This is a genomic window from Xenorhabdus sp. PB62.4 (genome assembly GCF_014467285.1).
Taxonomy (GTDB): domain Bacteria; phylum Pseudomonadota; class Gammaproteobacteria; order Enterobacterales; family Enterobacteriaceae; genus Xenorhabdus.
This window is the reverse complement of record NZ_NKHR01000008.1, coordinates 1-17,876: the sequence shown is the minus strand read 5'-3', so window position 1 is coordinate 17,876 and position 17,876 is coordinate 1. Positions and strand designations below refer to the sequence as shown.

Annotated in this window: 17 protein-coding genes and 1 pseudogene; 8 read left to right on the top strand and 10 right to left on the bottom strand. The window is 39.6% G+C overall.

The window, feature by feature from the left end; translation table 11 throughout:
• The first annotated feature begins 8 nt into the window (after positions 1-8).
• The 4 genes from Xenpb_RS09060 (at position 9) to ghoS (ending at position 2,779) form a co-directional block, all read left to right on the top strand.
• Positions 9-1,109: a lytic transglycosylase domain-containing protein gene (locus tag Xenpb_RS09060; protein ID WP_187654019.1), complete on the top strand. Its 1,101-nt coding sequence runs from the start codon at positions 9-11 to the stop codon at positions 1,107-1,109.
• A gap of 62 nt (positions 1,110-1,171) precedes the next feature.
• Complete coding sequence (locus Xenpb_RS09055; RefSeq protein WP_187654018.1) at positions 1,172-1,828, top strand: fumarylacetoacetate hydrolase family protein; 657 nt, start codon at positions 1,172-1,174, stop codon at positions 1,826-1,828.
• Positions 1,829-1,846: 18 nt separating this feature from the next.
• Positions 1,847-2,284: a YcgN family cysteine cluster protein gene (locus Xenpb_RS09050; protein ID WP_340617925.1), complete on the top strand. Its 438-nt coding sequence runs from the start codon at positions 1,847-1,849 to the stop codon at positions 2,282-2,284.
• Between the two features lie 69 nt (positions 2,285-2,353).
• Complete coding sequence (gene ghoS, locus Xenpb_RS09045) at positions 2,354-2,779, top strand: type V toxin-antitoxin system endoribonuclease antitoxin GhoS (RefSeq protein ID WP_255523093.1); 426 nt, start codon at positions 2,354-2,356, stop codon at positions 2,777-2,779.
• 571 nt (positions 2,780-3,350) lie between these two features.
• On the opposite strand, the gene Xenpb_RS09040 is transcribed toward ghoS, so the two are convergent.
• Together Xenpb_RS09040 and Xenpb_RS09035 are read right to left on the bottom strand one after the other, a co-directional pair.
• Entirely contained in the window at positions 3,351-3,785 is a 435-nt protein-coding gene (locus tag Xenpb_RS09040; protein ID WP_187654016.1) for an META domain-containing protein, read from the bottom strand.
• A 24-nt stretch (positions 3,786-3,809) separates the two neighbouring features.
• On the bottom strand, positions 3,810-4,805 hold the full coding sequence (locus Xenpb_RS09035; protein WP_187654015.1) for a 2-hydroxyacid dehydrogenase: 996 nt from the start codon (positions 4,803-4,805) through the stop codon (positions 3,810-3,812).
• Positions 4,806-5,220: 415 nt separating this feature from the next.
• Between Xenpb_RS09035 and Xenpb_RS09030 the strand changes: the two genes are divergently transcribed.
• Together Xenpb_RS09030 and tonB are read left to right on the top strand one after the other, a co-directional pair.
• Positions 5,221-5,400 (top strand): YciY family protein, encoded by a 180-nt coding sequence (locus tag Xenpb_RS09030; protein ID WP_187654014.1) that lies wholly within the window; start codon positions 5,221-5,223, stop codon positions 5,398-5,400.
• 93 nt (positions 5,401-5,493) lie between these two features.
• Positions 5,494-6,222, top strand: a complete 729-nt coding sequence (gene tonB / locus Xenpb_RS09025) for a TonB system transport protein TonB (RefSeq protein ID WP_187654013.1) — start codon at positions 5,494-5,496, stop codon at positions 6,220-6,222.
• A 74-nt stretch (positions 6,223-6,296) separates the two neighbouring features.
• Here tonB and yciA read toward each other — a convergent pair whose 3' ends face one another.
• Positions 6,297-6,731 carry an acyl-CoA thioester hydrolase YciA gene (gene yciA, locus Xenpb_RS09020; RefSeq protein ID WP_099113681.1) on the bottom strand — a complete coding sequence of 145 codons (435 nt, stop codon included), beginning with the start codon at positions 6,729-6,731 and terminating at the stop codon, positions 6,297-6,299.
• Positions 6,732-6,808: 77 nt separating this feature from the next.
• Positions 6,809-7,345 carry a septation protein A gene (locus tag Xenpb_RS09015; RefSeq protein WP_187654012.1) on the bottom strand — a complete coding sequence of 179 codons (537 nt, stop codon included), beginning with the start codon at positions 7,343-7,345 and terminating at the stop codon, positions 6,809-6,811.
• Positions 7,346-7,570: 225 nt separating this feature from the next.
• Here Xenpb_RS09015 and Xenpb_RS09010 point away from each other — a divergent pair, with 225 nt between their 5' ends.
• The gene (locus Xenpb_RS09010) at positions 7,571-9,277 is read left to right on the top strand and encodes a SulP family inorganic anion transporter (RefSeq protein WP_187654011.1); all 1,707 of its coding nucleotides are present in this window, start codon (positions 7,571-7,573) and stop codon (positions 9,275-9,277) included.
• Positions 9,278-9,354: 77 nt separating this feature from the next.
• Here the strand turns inward: Xenpb_RS09010 and Xenpb_RS09005 are convergent, their stop codons facing one another.
• Positions 9,355-10,110, bottom strand: coding sequence for a YciC family protein (locus tag Xenpb_RS09005; RefSeq protein ID WP_187654010.1), 756 nt, complete (start codon positions 10,108-10,110; stop codon positions 9,355-9,357).
• Between the two features lie 498 nt (positions 10,111-10,608).
• On the opposite strand from Xenpb_RS09005, the gene ompW reads away from it, so the two are divergent.
• The gene (gene ompW, locus Xenpb_RS09000; RefSeq protein ID WP_187654009.1) at positions 10,609-11,253 is read left to right on the top strand and encodes an outer membrane protein OmpW; all 645 of its coding nucleotides are present in this window, start codon (positions 10,609-10,611) and stop codon (positions 11,251-11,253) included.
• Positions 11,254-11,384: 131 nt separating this feature from the next.
• On the opposite strand, the gene Xenpb_RS08995 is transcribed toward ompW, so the two are convergent.
• The 5 genes and pseudogenes from Xenpb_RS08995 to Xenpb_RS08975 all read right to left on the bottom strand — a co-directional run.
• Complete coding sequence (locus Xenpb_RS08995) at positions 11,385-12,383, bottom strand: fimbrial protein (protein WP_187654008.1); 999 nt, start codon at positions 12,381-12,383, stop codon at positions 11,385-11,387.
• Between the two features lie 52 nt (positions 12,384-12,435).
• Positions 12,436-15,003 carry a fimbria/pilus outer membrane usher protein gene (locus tag Xenpb_RS08990; RefSeq protein ID WP_187654007.1) on the bottom strand — a complete coding sequence of 856 codons (2,568 nt, stop codon included), beginning with the start codon at positions 15,001-15,003 and terminating at the stop codon, positions 12,436-12,438.
• Positions 15,004-15,100: 97 nt separating this feature from the next.
• Complete coding sequence (locus tag Xenpb_RS08985) at positions 15,101-15,766, bottom strand: molecular chaperone (RefSeq protein WP_187654129.1); 666 nt, start codon at positions 15,764-15,766, stop codon at positions 15,101-15,103.
• Positions 15,767-15,910: 144 nt separating this feature from the next.
• Positions 15,911-16,441, bottom strand: coding sequence for a fimbrial protein (locus tag Xenpb_RS08980; protein ID WP_187654006.1), 531 nt, complete (start codon positions 16,439-16,441; stop codon positions 15,911-15,913).
• Between the two features lie 931 nt (positions 16,442-17,372).
• Positions 17,373-17,594: pseudogene (locus Xenpb_RS08975) on the bottom strand (transposase); the annotation flags it as partial.
• Positions 17,595-17,876: the final 282 nt, after the last annotated feature.

Here is a 17,876-nt window from a genome sequence, read left to right as displayed (position 1 = left end):
GCAGATTTATGAAATTAATCAGCGGGATAACCTTATTGTCAGCGATTCTATTCGCAGGGTGTAGTTCATCCAATGGAAAACAATTCAGTGGAAAAAAATTGTACGATCAATCTGTATTGACAGCGAGGTCGCAAGCAGAAGTCAAAACATTGGTGCATGATTTTCCATTAGACTCCCGTGAGCCATCACAATTTCCCGCCTATGTGGCTTTGCTGAAACAGCAGGCTCGGGAACAGGGCATCAGCGAAAAAACGTTGGATCGGGCATTTGCTAATATCCATTTTATCTCGCGCGTCATTAAGGCCGATCGCAACCAGCCAGAAAAGAAAATTACTTTGGAGGATTATCTGAACCGGGTGTTGCCGGCCTGGAAGATAGAGCAGGGTGCTAAGCAATATGAAGATAACCTTCCTCAGCTAGAAAAAATGAGTCGTAAATACGGTGTACCTAAAGCCTATATTGTTGCTTTGTGGGGATTAGAAAGCGGTTTTGGCAAGATTCAGGGTAAAGAAGATGTCATTTCGGCATTATCCACTCTGGCCTTTGAAGGGCGTCGGGAAGTCTTTTTTATCAAGCAGTTATTGGCAGCGCTGGAAATAATCGAGAATCAATATATCGATGAAGATCAAACTCTAAAAGGATCTTGGGCAGGCGCAATGGGGCAAAGCCAATTTATGCCAACTTCTTATTTAACCTATGGCGCTGATGGCAATGGAGATGGAAAAATAGATATTTGGCATAATAAGGAAGATGTTTTTGCTTCGGCTGCTAATTATTTGCACAAAGAGGGATGGCAACAAGGGTTACCGTGGGGATATGCCATCTCATTGCCTGCTGGTTTTGATGTTGCATTAGAAGGCATAAAATCCGAACAGGGGAAAACCATTGCTCAATGGCAGGCATTGGGAATTTCATCTCCGCATTTTGCGGAACTGCCGGTAAATACCAAAGGTTGGATAGTGATACCTGATGATCCGGAGAAACGGGCATTTTGGGTAACGCAAAATTTCCGTACTATTATGCACTGGAACCGTTCTTACTATTTTGCGCTTAGTGTTGGTATGATGGCAGACGGTATTATGCAACGAACTCATTTCCTCACTCACTGAAAATCGGGCTTTGAAAGACGACGGGTATAAGTGGGTTGAAAACTAGATGAAGGAAGAAAGTTATGTACCAGCATCGGGATTGGCAAGGTGTACTGCTGGATTGTCCTGCTAATAAAGTGGTTTGTGTCGGTAGTAATTATGTCAATCATATGAAAGAGATGGGCTCTCAACCCACTGAAGAGCCAGTAATATTCATCAAACCTGAAACGGCGCTTTGTGATCTTTGTCAGCCTGTTTTCATCCCACAGGAATTGGGTTCTGTACACCATGAAATTGAACTGGCTGTCTTGATTGGTTCAACGCTCAAAAATGCCAATGAGGAGCGGGTCAGTCAGGCAATTGCTGGTTTTGCGGTTGCATTGGATTTAACATTGCGTGATTTGCAGCGTGAATTTAAACAATCGGGGCAACCGTGGGAAAAGAGTAAGTCATTTGACAGATCATGCCCGATATCGGGTTTTATCCCTGTCAATGACTTTGGTGATCCACAAAATGCTCAACTTTCTTTAACAATAAATGGCGAATTGCGCCAAAACGGCAATACGAGTGACATGCGAACGCCAATCATCCCATTGATTAGCTATATGTCGCGCTTTTTTACCCTACGCCCGGGCGATATTATCCTGACGGGAACGCCGGAAGGTGTGGGGCCACTACAATCTGGTGATGTGTTGAATGTCTCTCTTAATGAGCACATTCTGACAACCAGAGTGATTTAACCATAAGGAATGACAGAAATTATGTCTCAACCTTTCTGGCAGGTGAAAACCCTGGAGCAAATGACAGACCAAGAGTGGGAAGCATTATGTGATGGCTGCGGCCAGTGCTGCCTGCATAAATTGATGGACGAAGATACTGATGAAATTTATTTCACCAATGTCGCTTGTAATCAATTGAATATTAAAACCTGCCAGTGCAAGAATTACGAAGATCGTTTCAGGTATGAACCTGATTGTATCAAATTGACTCGTGAAAATATGATCACCTTTGAATGGTTGCCGAAAACTTGCGCTTACCGTTTAATTGGTGAAGGGAAAAAACTTCTACCGTGGCATCCATTGATTAGTGGTTCAAAATCAGCCATGCATGCGGAACGTGTTTCTGTCAGGCATATTGCTGTACGTGAAGTAGATGTCGTGGAATGGGAAGATCATATTCTTAATAAGCCTGAATAGTTATTTTATTTATTGATATAAAAGGGATTTTATATCAATAATGGCAATTTGGGGACACATAGGCATATAATGCAAGTTCTGAAATTGCCATTAATATCGGATTTTTCTCTCGCTTTTCTGGCTTTAAACAGTAAAGGAAAACTGATAACTTGGATGTTCAATAGTCAATACAAGGAAAGAGAAATGGCAAGTTATTTGATTCGCGTGGAACTTTATGGCACAGGTTCTGACGGTTATGAAAAATTACATAAAAGGATGACGGCGAATCAATTCAGCCAATCTATCCGTTTTCCTAACGGGAAATGGCATCGTCTTCCTAGTGGAACTTATATTGGTAGTTCTTCAATGGAATCTATCGAATTAGCAGAAAAAATTAGATCTATGGCTACGCCGTTTTCAAACAAAGATCCTTCAATATTTGTCTGTACTTACAGTAACTGGAGTGCATCGCTCTATCCCGAAAAACAACACACTGAATCCGGTTCAGGTGAGTGATTTTTTATATCGTGGGCTAAATTATTAGCCCTTATGATTTGAATATCATGATCTGATTCGTCTCATCATTCAATTATTGTTCTGTTTTTACAACAACCCTGCCAATTCCATACCTATTGTAATAAATATTAGTATGGTACTTATGCTGCTTAACTAATATATATGAAGTACTGTTGGTACGGTTTCTGTATCAGACAGTCAAAGCCACTACCGTGCAGCTAGAGAAATTTGTTTGATAACAAGGGAGAGTAAAAATGAATAACAGATTGATGAGCTATATAACGTTTGTAGGGGTTTGGATTGCCATAACATTAACGATTGGTGTTATATTGTCTTAAGAACATGAAATTAAAATCAACTCTGTAGCCTCGCTTCGGCGAGGTTTTTATGATGCCGGATATTAGGTAGTCACTCTACAATTTTTAATATGATAAAGAATAATAAAATTTCGGAATTAGTATTAACAGATTACCCAGTAGCCTACTGGGTAATCAAACTATAATGTAAGGTAAAATATTCAAAGCGAGGAAAAATGTGGTATCAGGCTGAGTGAGTGCTATTTCACATAAGGTTATTGGTCAAGATCCCGCAGAATATAAACCAACGTATTTTTGCCATTAACCAATGTAAGTTGCTTGCCTATTAAGCTAACTTTTGCTCCTTTAGTTAGCATTTCAATGAGTACATTATCCCATTGATTGAGTCTTTCATTGATACAGTATATCCGGCTATTGTTCAAAATTTTTACTGTCAATATGTTGTTCTTTAATTTACTTACTCCCCCAAAACTGTTGCACATTGCGCCTGAAATACCCAATCTTTCATCAAACGCAATAGAAAGTTTGCTGTCTTCTTTATTTGAAACTTCCTCACTATTGACACTGACTAAAGCAAAATGATGATTCTTTAGATCCCTGACGCTGACATTCCCCGTGGCGTTGACCCCCGAAGATTGACATGCTGTGAGTAACAAGGTGGCGACCACTAACGGAATCGCTTTTTTCATTTTATCTCCTGATGTTTGTTGAGATTACCCAACAATATTCGGACAAGGTTCTCCAGAAGTTAATTGCTGGATATTTTGTAACGTTGTTTCACTGATGCTGGTTAACGCTTCCTCTGTTAAAAATGCTTGATGGCCAGTGAACAGTACATTATGGCAGGAAGATAAACGGCGGAAAATATCATCTTGAATAACGTCGTTTGATTTATCTTCAAAGAATAAATCGCGTTCGTTTTCGTAAACATCCATACCCAATGCGCCAATTTTTTGCTGTTTTAAGGCATTAATGGCCGCAATAGAATCAATTAAGGCGCCCCGGCTAGTATTAATAATCATCACGCCATCTTTCATTTTGTTGAATGCCGTTTCATCCAATAAGTGATGATTCCCTGGTGTCATCGGGCAATGTAGAGAAATGACATCAGACTCAGCGTATAAAGTATCTAAGTCCACATATTCTACGCCCATATCCAAGGCTTCTGGATTTGGGTATGGATCATGTGCTAATAAACGCATACCAAAACCTTTCAGAATTCTCAGCGTCGCAAGCCCAATTTTTCCCGTGCCGATAATACCTGCGGTACGTTTGTACATGTTGAAGCCAGTCAAGCCTTCCAGAGAAAAGTTGGCATCGCGAGTACGTTGATAGGCACGATGAATACGCCGATTCAGGCATAACATTAACCCAACGGTGTGTTCAGCAACTGATTCAGGTGAATAAGCGGGGACCCGAACGATTTGAATGCCTAATCCTTTAGCGGCGTCTAAATCGACATTGTTGAACCCGGCACAACGTAATGCCAAGATTTTGATGTTCATCTCTGCCAATTCTTGTAGGACTTCACGCCCACCGTCATCATTGACAAAAATACAGACAGCATCTGCACCAATCGCATTTTTGGCAGTTTGTGGACTCAGGGCAAAATCAAAAAACTCGATATGATAGTCAAGGCCAAGTTTTTGGTTGAGCATTTCAAAATGTTTACGGTCATACTGCTTTGTGCTGTAAACAACTAATTTCATAACAACATCTCCACCATATAGTAACTGTAGAATCATTCGAGCCATTCATTGAATTCACTTTGCTGCAAAACTGCTTACAATAATGACATCTGGTGAAGGTTCTAAGCGTTACCTATCGCTATACTCGAATAAATCGCCTAATAAGCTATTTACAGTAAAATAGCTTGTATAATAAATCAGCTCAGAGCCTGATATGAGACTATCATAACAGGAAGTTGATTTCAGGGTTAAAAGAAGATTTGGCGGAAATTTGCCACGAACTTAGTTTTTTATAGATATTATTAACACTATACTTGTCTTAGCTTCGTAGAAATGCAATGTGCCGGCTCGGTTGGGCAATTAGTTGACATCCTTGATAGTGAGGATTAAGAATAACATTATTCGTTACAATGAAAGAATTGACTTAGGATGTCTTATGAAACATAGCAGAAATGAAGTAGGGCGCTGGCGGATGATCCGCCAAAGTATCCGTCGTCGCCGACGCTGGCTAGAAGATCAATCGCGCCGTAATCTTCGTATTTATAAATTACGTAAAACAGATTCTTGCAATCGCCGTAGGTCGATTTTGTTTATCCAGAATCTGGAATGGCTTTAGCAGAGTGTGCAGCATGGTATAGATGTTTTTGATTCATGATTGAATATGATAGTCATTTGCATTTAAACTAGTGGTTATCTGAAACTGACTATCATGCTGCTAAGCAAGAATTTTCTTATGCGTTGGATACATTGGCCGATACTATTTTCCGTTTGTTTACATATTTCTATTGCTGCGGCACTTTTTCAGGCTATCAAACCTGAAAAGCAATCAGAACCCGTTCCTATGGCTGTTGCCATGATCCAATTGGCCGCTGAAGAGACATCTGTTTCTGAGTCAGCCATACCTGAATCTGTTCCTGAACCACCGACACCAGAGCCAGAACCTGAGCCTATTGCGAAAATCGCTCTGCCTAAACCGGAAAAGAAACCGGAAGTGAAAAAGCGAGAAGAGAAAAAGATTGTCAAAAAAGAGCCTAAGCCAATAGAGAAAAAGACAGAAAAAATCTCAGACCAGCCGTTGAAACCTGTTTCTGATCAGAATACCCAGATAGCGAAGAATCTGAATGATCAAAAATCGCCGGATTCTGCTGTAAGTAATAATACTAATGTTAGAAGTGGGCCAAGAGCTTTGAGCAGACCAAACCCTGAATATCCTCCCAGAGCGCAGCAGTTGGGCACAGAAGGGACGGTGAAGGTCAAGTTTGATGTTGATGAAGATGGGCGCATCAGGAACATTGAAATTATTTCTGCAAACCCTAAAAATGTCTTTGAACGTTATGTGAAAAATGCCATGAGAAAGTGGCGTTATGAAAAAATACCTGCTATTGGGTATGAAGCGACTATCGAGTTTAGAATAACGGGTATTTCGCAAACACGATAGGTCGACATATTTTCTATTCAAGGTGAAGGAGCGGAAAACGCTCCTTTAATTCACGAATTATTTTTTATAAACCGTTACTCTGAATCACTACCTTCCAATTTGAAGTGTCTTTTATCTTCAGGAAGAGGGCGAGAACGATTATTTTCATCAACGGCGACATACGTGAAAACCGCTTCTGTTGCACGGTAACGTTGCCCAACAGGCTCAGAAGCGACTTTTTTCACCCAAACTTCAATATGAATGGTAATAGATGAATTTCCCGTTTTGAGACAACGGGCATAACAGCATACGACGTCACCTACCGCAACCGGTTTCAGAAAACTGATGCCATTCACGCTAACAGTTACTACGCGTCCCAGTGCAATCTCTTTTGCCAGAATTGCGCCGCCAATATCCATTTGAGACATCAGCCAGCCACCGAAAATATCCCCATTGGCATTGGTATCAGCGGGCATGGCCAGTGTACGGAGAACCAATTCTCCGTTTGGTAAGGATTGTTGTTGTGTCATTAGAAAACTTGCTTTATTTGGTGAATATAACCATACCTGCCGCTGCACCGGCAGGTATCCATATGAGGGTCATTATATTATTTTTGTTCGCGAGGCAGATGACGGTAGATATATACCACACTCAATACAGTAAAAACTAGTGTCAAAGCGGTTAACCCGAACACTTTAAAGTTTACCCAAATATCTTGAGATAGCCAGAAAGCGACATAAATATTTGCTAATGCACAAATTATGAAGAAGATTGCCCAAGCCATGTTCAGTCTGTTCCAGATGAAATCGGGTAATTCTAACTCTTTACCTAACATTTTCTGAATCAAAGGTTTTTTCATGAACCATTGGCTGATAAGTAGAACCAGGGCAAAAATGGCATAAATGACAGTCACTTTCCATTTAATAAATAGATCACTGTGGAAAGCAAGTGTCAATGTGCCGAAAACAGCAACCATGACAAATGTAATTAAGGAAGATTTCTCGACTTTGCGATAAAGCAAATAAGTAATGACAACCGCTAACCCCGTGGCTGCAATCAACGCACCAGAAGCATAGAAAATGTCATACATTTTGTAGACAACAAAAAAAACGACTAATGGCAAAAAGTCTAAAAGTTGTTTCATAAATTGAACCTATCGTGATGCCAAGGATGGCATGTTCTTGAATTTGTGCCAGAGTGTATCAGATCTCAATGAAATGGTTTATTTATCGAGCCAAAAAACTTGTTTCATCTGTTGGTGTAATTTTATCACAATGAACGAAAAACTAAGTGTCAGTGATGAACTTGTGAGTTTTCATTTAACATCGCATTATAATACTTAACATTTTCACGAAAGGACATAAAGGTCATGTTGTGGGAAAGAATACATCGCTGGATGCCGGGCTTGGAAAGCCTCTGTCATTATCGTAAAGAATATTTTGGCTATGATGTGCGAGCGGGTCTCTCAGTCGCTGCGGTTGCACTGCCGGTGGCTATTGCTTATGCTGAATTAATGGGGATTAGTGCCATTATCGGCTTATATGCCTGTATTTTACCGATGTTTGCTTATGCGTTGTTTGGAACTTCCCGGCAGTTGATTGTTGGGCCAGATGCGGCAACTTGTGCTGTTATTGCTGCTGCTGTGACACCGCTTGCGTTAGGAAATGAACATATTCGTTGGCAACTCGCCATTGTGATGACATTAATGACAGGGTTCTGGTGTCTTCTGGCGAGCCATTTCCGGTTGGGGACATTCGCAGACTTTTTATCCCGTCCTATTTTGAAAGGCTTTATCAATGGTGTTGCAATTACCATTATGGCCGATCAGCTTGCTAAAGTGTTTGGGCTTTCTGGCTTACCAGCGGAATTGATCGAGCGGCTGATTGCTCTTCCTCATAAGCTGTTGGAATCTCATTGGCCGACAGTGGGAATGTCCGCTATGACTTTGCTGGTGCTGATTTGTATTAACTTTGTTCGGCCAAGTTGGCCTGCACCATTGATAGCAATGTTAGTGTCGACTTATATCAGTTGGCAATTTCAGCTCGATCAATATGGCATTCAGATTGTTGGTAATATGGAGAGTGGTTTGCCTGTTGTACCCCTGCCTGAATTTGAATTTGGCATATTGCGTGATTTGGTTGTTCCCTCCATTAACCTTGCCGTGATCAGCTTTGTCAGTTTTATGATGACAGCCCATAGTTTTGCCAGTAAAAATGGCTATCAGGTTGATGCGGATTTAGAACTCAGAGCATTAGGTATCGCTAATATCGCTTCTTCCTTATCACAAGGATTTGCTGTCAGTGCTGCCAGTAGCCGTACAGCAGTTAATGATGCGATTGGTGGCAAAACACAGATGGTGTCTGTGATTGCCGCCGGTGCCATTCTGTTGGTGCTATTATTTATGACCCAATTTCTGGGGCATATTCCATTATCATCGCTGGGGATTGTTTTGATATTTTCCTCATGGTCACTCTTGAGCTTAAAAAATATCTGGTCGTATCGGAAACGTAATCGTCAGGCGTTCATTCTCTCAATTTTCACATTGGTTGCGGTTTTACTGGTTGGAGTAATTGATGGCATAGGTTTTGCGGTATTACTGGGGCTGCTGCAATTCCTGCGCATTATTTTCCGGCCATCAGATCAATTGTTGGGAGTCAATGAACAAGGTATGGTACGTTCTATCCATCAAGATAATGATATCAAGCCCGTAGATGGCATCATGATGTATCGTTTCAATTCTCCCTTAACTTACTTTAACGTTGGCTACTTTAAAAAACGGGTATTGCAGCATGTGGATAGAGAGTTAAAGCGTCCTGAATGGCTGGTGGTCGATGCTGCGGTGAGTTTTACCCACGATGATGTCAGTGTGTTTGCTGCATTGGATGAATTGATTACGGAATTAAAAGAGAAGGGTGTGACATTGGTATTGGCAGGGCGCAGAACGGAACTTAATTTCTGGATTGAACAGAATAAACTCAGTCGCAGCGATGAAGACTTGATCGTGGTGCCCGATCTCTACTTTGCCATTCGTCTGATTCAAAGTAAGCGGCAAGTTGAGGAAAAACAAGAAACGTAACCACAGATTACCGAATGAAAGTTCACCTCGCACCATAAACTGTCGCTATAAAATGCGAGGTGAACTATGAATGTTTATTACATGCCGTTTGTGGTTGTATTTTGTGGTTTAACCAGCATATACAAACGGAACAGATAAATTAGTAACAGGGCTGATAATAAATTATTCAGCATTGATACGGCTATGCCGGGTATTTTAACTGACACAAGCTCCAGCACCAGCTTTACGGCAAACCATAGCAACATAGCAGGGATCAGCAACCGCATGTTGTTGAATGCCAATTTCCAACTTTCTTGCATAGCAGAAAAAACACTTTTCCCTTTTTCAAATAGAAAAATAGGTGCAAGTGCGAACGTGATAGAAAATAGTATTCCCGGCAGGAACATTAAGGCGTAACCAATTTGAACCAACAGGGTACAAATAAACATCAGCAAAAACATCTTAGGCAGTAGTTTTATCGATAATGTGCTGGCATGAATAGCATTAGTTTGTTGGCCGTGAGAGACGGCATGGATAAGCACCAACACGCTGGCAGTGATTAAAGTATTGCCGAATATGTTGCAAAATAGGATCCCGAATGCTGTGTGCAAAAACATGGTTTGTTCGTCTGTCGTTAATTGCGCCACAAAATCCCGGATGCCTGCATTGCCGCCTTCTTTTAAGGCATTTTGTAGCTCGATCAATAACTTGAGCTGTTCACCATTTGGCATCAGGAAATGCTCAAGCAGTGTTGTTACCAACGCGGCTAAAACAGAAAGTATGACAATATTCAACAGTTGGTTCTTAAAAAAGTTGAGGCTGTCATGATACAGGGTATTTGCCGTGATGGGCATGAAAGTGGCTCCTATCAAATAAAACAACAATAAATTAAAACAACAATCATGCTCAATTGTACCTTGCCAGAGGGATTATTGGATACCTAAGATTTGCCTCCCTGTCGTTGTTCTGCAACTTGGGGTTGATTGGGCATCAGAGACCTATTTTGTGTCAGGTGGTATCATTACTAAGGTTTATAAAAATGACAGATATATTATAAAAATGTTAATTAACTGAGGTATTAAATGAGGTATTTTCAACAGAACATTTCTATTCGTAATTTATTATTGATAACCAAAAATTGATATCGAAATATGAACCAAAAACAGTAATAAAATTAATAGTAAGTTAACTTTGATTTGGATCAATTTAAAATACTTCACAGGTGAAATAATAAAATCGTAAGTACCTTATTTTGCCAAAAATCTTTAAAAGATGTGATCTGTCTTAGATCATAATAGTAAACAAACGGGTATATTTCTGACTGTTTTAAAACCACATAATTGGGATGGATAATGAAAAAGATTTCTGCGCTCATCTTGGCTGCGACTACACTAGCTCCGTCATTTACCTTTGCTCATGAAGCAGGTGACTTCCTGTTCCGTGCAGGTACAGCAACAGTAAGGCCAAATACTGGATCTGAAAATGTATTAGGATTGGGATCTTTTGGTGTCAATAATAATACTGAGATGGGTTTAACTTTTGGCTATATGATCACCGACAACATTGGTGTTGAATTATTGGCAGCGACACCATTCCAGCACAAAGTAAGTTTACCTAAAGCTGGAGAAATCGCTGAAGTCAAACATTTACCACCAACCCTAATGGCACAATATTATTTTGGTTCCAGAGAAGATAAATTGCGTCCTTATGTTGGGGTTGGCGTTAACTACACCACATTCTTTAGCGAAAAATTTAATAGTGGTAATTCCACAGTACAGGCTGCTAATTTAAATAGTTTGGATCTGAAAGATTCTTGGGGAGTCGCGGGCCAAGTAGGTTTGGATTATAAACTGGATAAAAACTGGATGCTGAATACCTCACTTTGGTGGATGAATATCGAAACTGACGTGAAATTCAAATCCGGTGATACTCAGTACAAATATAAAACTCGCCTTGATCCATGGGTCTTCATGTTCGGCGTGGGATACAGTTTCTAACTGTCTGAGTGTTTAGAAGAAGTAAGTTACGTGTGTTTGATATAAGAGAGAACCAATGGGGCGTAATTGCCCCATTTTTTGTACCCGTTACTTGGGCATAGTAAGAAGCCTGCGGTTATGCAGGGCTGTTTTTATTGATAAGTTAACGTAATTGTCGCTGTTGCATCCGCTTTGCCCGGTGTAATTTTCGCTTCTGTCTGGATATAACGTGCATGCAGTGGAATTGTTATTTTGCCTCCTGACTGGCTGGAACCAGACACAACCGGCTGGCGCATTGATACGAGGTGGTTTTGGTATAATATCTGCAAACCAACTCCTTTTGCCGTGACGTTGTCACCATGATCCAACGCCCAGATATTTCTGTTATTCCAGCTTGCAGGGTTTCCATCCAGTGTCAATGTGACATCCACATCAGCATCGCAATCTATTGTGATATCAAAATCCCGCATTCCTACTGTACTGTTAATGCCTCGGAAGTCACTTTTTTTAATCTCTCCCATATTGACTAAGATCATCTTTTGGCTGAGAGAACAACCTTTGGTCATGATATACGTATTCGACAAATTGAAAGTATGAACAAGGAGGTTTTGGCCTAATTTGGCACGAGTCAATTTTACTGACTTAACAATACCTGACCCCGTTGTTGGCGCAATCTTGATCAATTGTACCGTTATATAACCCCATGATTTACCACAATATTGTTTTTTCCATTGAAATTGCCATGGTGGAGGGCAAGTGACTGGATCGGTTGCGGTTCTGGGCAGCCAATCAATCCCATAACCGGGTGCCCATGTGTTAATACGGATACCAACCCCCGGAACACCGGATTCATAAATGGCATCATAGTTATAGCTTGCAGGTGCAAGATCGGGTTTTTCCCATGTTGTAGGTGTATGGGTATTGCAGAGGGCAATATTACCTTTTTCATCCACTTGATCCAGACGTATTTCTTTGATAGTTGTCCCGATGGGATGGCTTCGAGGAACTGTAATTGTACCAAAAGAAACCAGAGTTGTTCTGGGCACGAAACCCTCTGAATACTGGCAATAATAATTCGCTAAACTATCAAAACTACTCATCGTGCCGATGAAAAATATACTTGCCAATAATAATTTCAATCTGTTGTCCATAGAATGATTTCCACTATTTATTAATATATATCAAACAAATATGTCTATACTGTTATTCGCAAGAGGCTTCAATCATATGCAATCCGGAAGCCGGATCTTCATCAGGGAGTTGATAATTGACACGACACTCCTGTATTTCTTTGTGCCCCCACTTAACCCATATCCGACCCGATTTAGGAATGCCACTGAGATAAACTTGTCCATCATTGCTGACAATTGCGCTGTTGGATTCATCAATGTCATGCTGTTTTTCCAACGTTGCAGTTGCACCAAATGGGATCTCTTTACCTTTATGGGAAAGTATCATCAAAACGCGATAACCAATGCGAGTCTGGAAATTGGCCAGAGTCAGTGAACCCTGAGTTGGGATAATAGTTTGCGTATTGATATCAATATCAACATTGTTACCCATTGAATAAGTATCCAGTGCAATACGGTTTTTCCGATAGTTACTGACATAAGGCACAATGGCATAGCCTTTCCAGTCAGTCTTGATGCCGGTATGGTTTTGCACTTTGACGCCTGAAGCACCATTGGCACGCACTAATACCAAGGTATCACCCAAAGATTGGGAAAGGGTGATGCCATAAGGATGGACAACAATCCCTCCATTTAAACCATAATTCAGTTGACTGGAGTATTTGTCGTAATTGTAACCAGCGTTGATTTGACCATAGGATCCCTTATATTCTGCACTGATATTTCCGCCAGCGTCTTTATTGTGGCTGGTATAATTTTGCTGAATGTTATAAATCAGTTTGTCATCTTCAAGAGCTGTACCATTTAAACTGAGTTGATGAGATGTATCACTGTTTTTGCTGCTGGTCATGTTATAGCTTACCCAGCTATTCTTTAGCCAACGATCAAGGGGAATCTGAACGCTGAATGAGACAATTTGCTCATTATGAGCCGAGCCGGGGAAAGCACTGTGAGAATAATTCAAGCTATAATTGATTGAATTGTAATTTTTGTTATAACCAGCACTAACATTCCTTTCGTAACCTTTTTGATGCCAGTAATTCTGTTGGAAAGCCGATAAATAGATGGTTCCCCAATTACCAAGAGACTGATTAATATGTAACTGCAATTTATTGCGTTTATTGGTGCTATTGTGGATTATTCCATTAATTGCAGTATCTAACTCATTCGCATCTTTAAAATCGTAAAAATTTTGTGTCGAGTAACGATAACCCGCGAGAGTGAAGTTAGTTCCCGTCCGAGAGAGATCTTTGGCATATTGGAAACGATAAGATTGACCATAAGAACCGGAACCCGATATTAAATTGGTTTTGGCATAAGTTGCATCAAAAGAAAAGGAACCCCAATCAGAGAGACTATAGCCTGTACCCAAGGCAATGGATTGATAATCTTTTGCAATTGTGGTTCCGCCATAGGCAGTGATACGGTTGGAAATACCATAAATTACCGTACCCTGCATGAAGTAAGGTTCTTTTCCACGATGGGAATTAGATTGATATTTTCCCAAGGTCAAAGAATGTCGCAGGCTATTTTCCCGTAGCATAAGCGGTACAGTAGAAAAAGTTTGCACAGAACGACGTTCTTTCCCATTGGCTTCCTTGACAATGATCTCCATATCTCCCGTTGAAGTTGTTGGATAGAGATCATTGATGACAAAAGGTCCGGGAGAAACGTAAGATTCATAGATAATGTAACCATTTTGCTTGATGGTGACTTGAGCATTGCTTTGGGCAATTCCCCTGATTGTCGGTGCAAATCCTTTTAAGCTATCGGGCAACATATTGTCATCGGAAGACAATTGTATTCCACGAAACTGGAAGCTATCAAAGATAGGTGAGGGCGTGTAACTGTCACCTAATATTAATTGGCTTTTTAGTGCATGAATATCTCGCTGAAGGTATGTATTGAGATTTTGCCATTTTCTATTCTGACTGCTGTAAGTGGAATAATTCCGCAAACGCCATGCTTCCCAATTGGCGCCCATTCTGAGGTTGAGAAAATGGTTTTTTGTTGAGCCGGGTTGATTATCCTGCCAGACCATGGATCCATTATAGTTATAGTTGAGCAACAGGGACGTTAATCCCTGATCCCACAAATGGGGTGGCACATAGTCTTTCGTCTGACTATTCAACGCAGCTTGAGGAATACTGATATCCAGTCGCTGGCGTTTGAAATCAAAAGATGTCGAAGCGGATGGAATATATTGAACAAGATCAGTGAGTTCCGTTTCTTGTGGCAAATTAAGCAATTTGGGAACTGACCCAATATTCACTCCCATTTTTCTGAGTTGTTGTACTTTAAGTTTGGGAGATAGCTTATTATTTACAATAATAAAATCGATATTTCCGGTATCCACTTTTTCCCGATTAAGATAGATATCTACCCAATAATAGCCGGGAGGTTGTTGATCTTCTTGAGTAAAAATTGATAGATCAATATTCTCTGGAAAACCTGAATGAGTTTCCAGCGCATTAATGTTGAAATACTCTTCAGCATAAGCTTTATTGTTATACACCCAAATAAATGTAGTTAACAATGCACAGAGAGGCATCTTACTATATAGGCCACGCAAGCTAAGCTTGATAAATAACGCCCAATTATCAGAAATATTTTGTTGAAGATAATGACGATAGTTATCCATGATAATGTTCTAATTTTGCTATACCCTCCATCATTCAAATAATCCTTTGAATTCTATTGGGTATATAGTTTGTATAATAGTTTGTATAATTTTTTAATTACAGCCCGCGTTTTTCTTCTGGCATTATGCCACCAAAATCATTAATCGTTTTCCAAGTCACTTGATTGATGTTTTGGATAGGAACATCCCAGCTCACTTGATCAAAAGGCGGGATCATACCGGCAGATTTTATTTCATAATTTTTAGCACCGTTGCCGGTATATAACTCAGAAAAAGAGATATAGTAGGGAGTCGGATTTTCCGCAATAAGTTTGTGGCCATCGGTTTTGAACTTCAATGCCTTATAGGCCTCGTTGGCATTGTCTGCCAGGCTGGCAGGGCGGAAGAAAAGTTTAAACCGAGATTTTACCGTGATTTGCAATTGATTTTGTTCTGTTTTGGCTGTAGCAGGAATAGATTTAATATTGAGCCAGAATAAAGATTCTCTGTCATCTGGTAAATTATTTCCGATTTTAACAATCCGTAAAATATTCTCATTCCCAGCCGTTAATTTAAAAAGCGGGGGAGTGATAATAAAAGGTACTTTGGTTTCATTATGTTCGTCCTGAACCCACGATTGGATGAGATAAGAAATATCAGTTTCTGGATTATTAATGGAAATCGACGCTTCTTTTTGGTCACTAAGATAAACAACACGTGTACCGCCAATGACAACGCCGGCAAGAGAGATATTGGTGCTGAAGATGTAGATAAAAATAAGCATTAAAATGCGAAAGAATTTCAAAATGGCCGCTCCAAACAATATTATTTTTAAGTTTATTAATAAATGAATAGTCCGTCGGCTATTATCATTTTTTAACATTGAGATTAATTTTATATTGTTTTGGCTTCCTTGCCATAAATTCCGTTAGTTATAAACGATAGTGAAGTTAGCTACTGCATCACCTGAGCCTGGAGTCACAACCTGGTTTGTTGCTATATATTTAGCAACGAAATTCAACTGTTCAGATTTTTTGCCTGAAAAAGGCTGAGTGCGTGAGTTTTCTGCCAGTGGGATCAATGTGTTACTGTCATTTTCATAAAGAGCAATTGCAACACCTGTAGCTGAATTTTCTCCACGAGCATTACTTAACGCTAAAAGTCCTGGATTGTTTACAGGCGTTTGACCATCAAATTTGACCAGTGCTCCGCCCACCTCTTTTGGGCAATCCGTTAATTTAATACTAAAGCGAGTAGGAGCGGAGGTACTACCAACCTTATCGAATGAACTTGAGCTGATGGTTCCCATATTTACGGTTTGATTAAGTGAGTTTGAGTCAACTTTACACGCTGTTGCGGTAATTTTTCCCGTAAATCTGATTTGCCCATCAGCAGCGTGCGCGGCAGACATAAATACAGATGAAACAAATAAAGATGAAATAATTAACTTGGTTTTCATTTTCTAATACATCCCACCTCTGCCGAATTGATACGACAGAAAAATAGATTATTGAGTTAACGTTAATGCCGTACATTAATACAGCAAATGAATTGTTTAAATTTACACCTAAGAAACAACAAAAAATAACAGTTAATATTTCCTTATCAACAGATAAGGTGAAGAATATAGTAGCGAGTAATTAGAAAAGTTCAAAATAATAACTTGACTAATTTCAGAATTTGGAATTTTTGTGCCGTTAAGTTGAGATTAATAGAATTGTTATTCACAAAGTAGAGTGTTTTTCAAACGTGAATGAACTTTTATTCTATTTTATAAATTTAACTATTAATTGATGATATTTTGTAAAATCAAAAATGAGAAAAAACACATAAATGTTTTCGATTTTTTGTTTGTTATTTAATTAAATTAAATATTATATTTTTGTGAACAACCTCAGAAAGCTTGGTTTTTAATCTTAATCTTTTACATAAGATGGGATTATTCTCTTTACTTATGTGGAATTAAGATAATAACAACCAGAAAAGGTTAATTTACCCCACAGTAATATCTAGCGAGCTATTTTTGGGATCTGCAGGGATGTTTTATTAATATAACAAATAAATAACATGTGAAACAGAATAAATATTTATGTATAGAGCGGATTTTGAACTTTCTCAGGTGTTTTAGTTACAACATACTTATTAAAAACAAAAAACTAAAATTATCTGAAACTAATAAGAAAACATCAAAGCCCTGCTACATGCCACAAAAAAATCAACGCCCAAGCCCAAAAAACAACAAAATAGAACTAAAATTTGTTACTAATCATGCTATTCATATAATAAGTATCCCCCGGCATAGCCGGGGGTTTTTCATATGCGCCTATAAGGCTCTCTTGCCAGCCGCGCCCTAACAGGCGCATCGCAATCTGACATTTGCATTCTATTGATTACTTACGGCCCGTAAACGGGCTACCTGGATATGGGATCGATAATTGTTCTCCCAATTTATCCGCTTCCAGTTGGTGCCTTATATATTCCTGTATCCTGACTGTATTTTTTCCCACTGTATCAACGTAATACCCTCTACACCAAAACTCTCGATGGCGATATTTGAATTTGAGATCACCAAATTGCTCATAAAGCATCAGGCTACTTTTACCCTTCAGATATGCGCTAAGCTCTTTTCATCCCTCATTGTGGGACCCCCTTTCGATTTCTTGATTCACTTTTGCAGTTGCCAGACCGCAAGGTGTTTTAACAAATCAAAAGGGGTTTTTATAGCGGATTTATAGCTGAAAGCTCTACGGAACCCCCTGCCTAGCAGCTGTCTCTTCTACACAAATCCCTCGATTGAATCGAGGGATATTTTTGAACCTTTTTCTGCCTGGCTGATCTCAACAAGAAATACCACGTTGAGGTAACGTATGATGTTTTCTACAAACACTGAGCAA

Coding starts and splice junctions, on each gene's coding strand:
- Xenpb_RS09060 (WP_187654019.1), top strand. CDS start 9: ATGAAATTAATCAGCGGGATAACCTTATTGTCAGCGATTCTATTCGCA.
- Xenpb_RS09055 (WP_187654018.1), top strand. CDS start 1,172: ATGTACCAGCATCGGGATTGGCAAGGTGTACTGCTGGATTGTCCTGCT.
- ghoS (WP_255523093.1), top strand. CDS start 2,354: ATGCAAGTTCTGAAATTGCCATTAATATCGGATTTTTCTCTCGCTTTT.
- Xenpb_RS09040 (WP_187654016.1), bottom strand. CDS start 3,785: ATGAAAAAAGCGATTCCGTTAGTGGTCGCCACCTTGTTACTCACAGCA.
- Xenpb_RS09035 (WP_187654015.1), bottom strand. CDS start 4,805: ATGAAATTAGTTGTTTACAGCACAAAGCAGTATGACCGTAAACATTTT.
- Xenpb_RS09030 (WP_187654014.1), top strand. CDS start 5,221: ATGAAACATAGCAGAAATGAAGTAGGGCGCTGGCGGATGATCCGCCAA.
- tonB (WP_187654013.1), top strand. CDS start 5,494: ATGCTGCTAAGCAAGAATTTTCTTATGCGTTGGATACATTGGCCGATA.
- yciA (WP_099113681.1), bottom strand. CDS start 6,731: ATGACACAACAACAATCCTTACCAAACGGAGAATTGGTTCTCCGTACA.
- Xenpb_RS09015 (WP_187654012.1), bottom strand. CDS start 7,345: ATGAAACAACTTTTAGACTTTTTGCCATTAGTCGTTTTTTTTGTTGTC.
- Xenpb_RS09010 (WP_187654011.1), top strand. CDS start 7,571: ATGTTGTGGGAAAGAATACATCGCTGGATGCCGGGCTTGGAAAGCCTC.
- Xenpb_RS09005 (WP_187654010.1), bottom strand. CDS start 10,110: ATGCCCATCACGGCAAATACCCTGTATCATGACAGCCTCAACTTTTTT.
- ompW (WP_187654009.1), top strand. CDS start 10,609: ATGAAAAAGATTTCTGCGCTCATCTTGGCTGCGACTACACTAGCTCCG.
- Xenpb_RS08995 (WP_187654008.1), bottom strand. CDS start 12,383: ATGGACAACAGATTGAAATTATTATTGGCAAGTATATTTTTCATCGGC.
- Xenpb_RS08990 (WP_187654007.1), bottom strand. CDS start 15,003: ATGGATAACTATCGTCATTATCTTCAACAAAATATTTCTGATAATTGG.
- Xenpb_RS08985 (WP_187654129.1), bottom strand. CDS start 15,766: ATGCTTATTTTTATCTACATCTTCAGCACCAATATCTCTCTTGCCGGC.
- Xenpb_RS08980 (WP_187654006.1), bottom strand. CDS start 16,441: ATGAAAACCAAGTTAATTATTTCATCTTTATTTGTTTCATCTGTATTT.